This is a genomic window from Elusimicrobiota bacterium (genome assembly GCA_040757695.1).
Lineage (GTDB): Bacteria > Elusimicrobiota > UBA8919 > UBA8919 > UBA8919 > JBFLWK01.
Genome location: JBFLWK010000141.1, coordinates 1 through 3228, shown reverse-complemented (window position 1 = coordinate 3228; position 3228 = coordinate 1). Strand labels below are relative to the sequence as shown.

The following is a 3228-nucleotide window of genomic DNA, read 5'->3' as shown; positions in this document are numbered from 1 at the left end:
CGGCGACAAAGTAACTGCACAAACTATACAGAAATACATCCAATATCAAAGAGCAGAAGAAGACAGACGCCAGTTAAAACTTGACTTTTAAGATACCCCGCAGCTTGCTGCGGGGAGTATGTCATTCGGGGGTGAGCGTAGCGAAAGTAAGCCAAGTTGCCGAAAGATAAAAGTCAGCCGGGTTACCGAAGATAATTTGTGTTTGTAAATCAGGCACAGTTTGTTTTAGGTAACTCGGTTTTTTATTTTACAAAACAACAGAACAATCAATATCCGAGACGGCAAAGGCGGGAAAGACAGAGTTGTGCCATTGACAAAAGTATCTGCTGGATATTTGAGAGAGTATATAAACAAAGTGAGACCGAAACTGCAAAAGAACGGGAATGCCAATGGGACAGTATTTCTTAATCTTAACGGCAGAGAATTTGACCGACAGGGCTTGTGTAGATTGATATTGAGGTATGCGAAAGTGAGCAGAATCTCAAAGCCAGTGACAGCACATATATTGAGACACAGCATAGCGACGCATCTTTTGGAAAACGGTATGTCAATAAGATACATCCAGGAATTTCTCGGGCATAAATCACTTGGCACAACCCAGCAGTATACCAAAGTGACAATAGAAGATTTAAGGAACCAATACAACAAATATCATCCGAAGGAAAGAAGAAAAAACTAATGAGCAAACAGTGTCCACATTGTAAAGGAAATAATCCAAATGAACTTGAGAAATGCCAGTGGTGCGGGAAAGGGTTTGATGATATGGTAGTAATTGCTAAAGAAAATAAAGATGATAAAAAAAATGGGATGAATGGAATAAAAGTATCAGAAGATAGAGAAAAGAAAAAACAGGATGAGGCGTTTGAAGAAATAGGAGAACTTGGGAAAGAGGAAATAGGTAGTGTAAGAAAAATAATAAAAGAATTCAAAAAATTTTTAAAAGAGTTGTGGTGGCTTGGAGAAAAACCAAAGAAATATCCTAAACCCAAGAGTTTTTGGGATTTAAGTCAATTATCAAGGTCTACAATGACATTAAAAGAAATAAAAGTGTATTTGCAAGATTTTTATAAAAGATTAAAAGAAAGAAAGTTAAGAATAGGCGAAGTGATAGAATTTTCATTATATGAAATTGTATTTCTAATTTTTCTTTACAATGGACTACTAGTTATATTTCCGACGATCCATGAAAATATATACATTCAAAAATTTACAAGTTCAGGGGTTAATTTTCTTTTACTCATTTGTTTTTTTTATTGGCTTTTAATAAACATTCAAGGTGTGTTTCTTATAGAGAGATCTAATGGTAATGTTTCACTATTAATAACACTTGGAATCATTTTCCCACTATCAATGATAATAATGTATTTTTTTGATTTGCTTGTTGGGTTTGATGCTAAAGAAATTCAATTAATAGAATATCCTATACATTCACCAGGTTTATGGTTTTCTTTCTTAATTAGTCCTATTTACGGTTTTATAGTATATATATTAGTGAAAAACCATCTTAGAAAAAAAGTAAGAAAGAAATGAGAAAAAAAACAAAATTTTCTTGGATAATAATTCTATTGATTGTTCAGATTGCTTTTATGCTGGCAACACTTCCTGCGATAACTCTAAAAGAAGTATTAAGTCGTTTGAATGCAGGAAAAACATGGGGCGAACATGCAAAAATTTGGGGCAACGCAATAGCTCGTGCTGTAGGAGGAAAAGTTGCTACATCTGATTTCTTGCCGAAATTTCTTTTAGGGACAGGAATAGCACAAACGGCGTTAACAGAAAAAACATCTATTCGTGGATGGTCTGTCTGGGCGACAGCAACAGGATTATCTAAACTAGGACCAAAAGGAATTGCTGCAGCTACTGCTCTTCGTGTAGGATATCCATATTACAAAAACTGGGTAAGATTTCCGCCGCCACCGCCTCCTCCACCTGATATACCCGATGACCCTGGGAAAGATATTCCTGATGAATATTATGGAGTATCTTCAACTGAAGTGGGTTATGATGTTTTTACAGATGTATTTATAAACATTGGGAACTTTGTTTTTGGTTCTATTCCATATAACGAATCCTACAATGCACAAATAGAAAGAGTCCACAGTAAAATTTTATCTGAAAATCCCGAATATGAAAACCATCTTTTGGATTTGGAGCAAAAGTCAGAACAAGCATATATTGCTGCAACAGCAGTGCAAGACAAAGTTATGCTATTATCAGGAACAACATATTTCCCATATTTTAAATCGGTCGATGAGGTAAATAATTTTTTGAATGGACTAACTTTGGAACAAAGAACGGAGATAAATAATCTTAATCAGCAATATAAAGAAAAACTTATGGTTTTTGATAAATCAGCGGAAGTAATTTTGAATGACCATCGTAAAGCATATGATGCAATAATTTTAAGGAACGGATATTGGGATGAAGCCAGTAAATTGTTGAATGCTGTATTTATTCCAAATGCATCTGTAAATATCGACGAAGATTGGAGCAATTATAAAACTTTGGTAATTCCATCGGGTGGGTTTTATGGACTTGATGGCTCGGTATCGTTTAAGAAAAAATTGGCTGAATATGTATCTAACGGTGGCACGGTGATAATATTCTCACAACAAAAAGGATATGAATACAGTGTTCTACCCAATTCACTAAAGGCATATGGCTGGACAGAAGACCAATCTTGCCACAGTAATGCGGTATATATAAGCACATATCATCCAATGTTTGCAGGACAGATAGATTCTACCCCTGACATGAATGTAGACGGTTATTTTACGAATTACCCTGCGAATGCAAAGGTGCTTTTAAGACGCACGAAGAACAATATGCCGTGCCTTATAGAATACACAGTAAAAGGTAGAGAGGTAGAAGGTAGACAGGTAGAAGGGAGAGTCATAGCAACCACATTTTACAGCGATTTCAGTTATGCGCAGGGCTCACTATCACAAGAAGAAAAGACACTTATCCAAAACCTACTCGCATACGCTAAAGACCCAACTACACCTGCGACACAACAACTACGAGCAATACCATATACTGGAATATCATTTACACTGAACACACCAGAGCAGACATTGATACAGGGGCAGAGAAGTGTGGTGTATGCGAATGTTTTTAACGAGACAGCAGAGCAAAAAACAGTTATAGTAAAGATTGCGGAAGGGCATGGTCTTGTAGCATCCGAACCAAAATGGGAAAAGAGTTGGTGGTATGAGCCGACGGAGAGTG

Annotated in this window: 3 protein-coding genes; all 3 read left to right on the top strand. The window is 36.2% G+C overall.

Annotation, left to right across the window (positions count from 1 at the left end; genetic code table 11):
- Positions 1-244 precede the first annotated feature (244 nt).
- Positions 245-679 (top strand): tyrosine-type recombinase/integrase, encoded by a 435-nt coding sequence (locus AB1349_13210; protein MEW6558282.1) that lies wholly within the window; start codon positions 245-247, stop codon positions 677-679.
- Positions 679-1530: a hypothetical protein gene (locus tag AB1349_13205; protein MEW6558281.1), complete on the top strand. Its 852-nt coding sequence runs from the start codon at positions 679-681 to the stop codon at positions 1528-1530. The genes AB1349_13210 and AB1349_13205 overlap by 1 nt, the downstream gene beginning before the upstream one ends.
- The coding region (locus AB1349_13200) for a hypothetical protein (protein MEW6558280.1) at positions 1527-3228 on the top strand (1702 nt) is incomplete at its 3' end. The genes AB1349_13205 and AB1349_13200, both read left to right, overlap by 4 nt.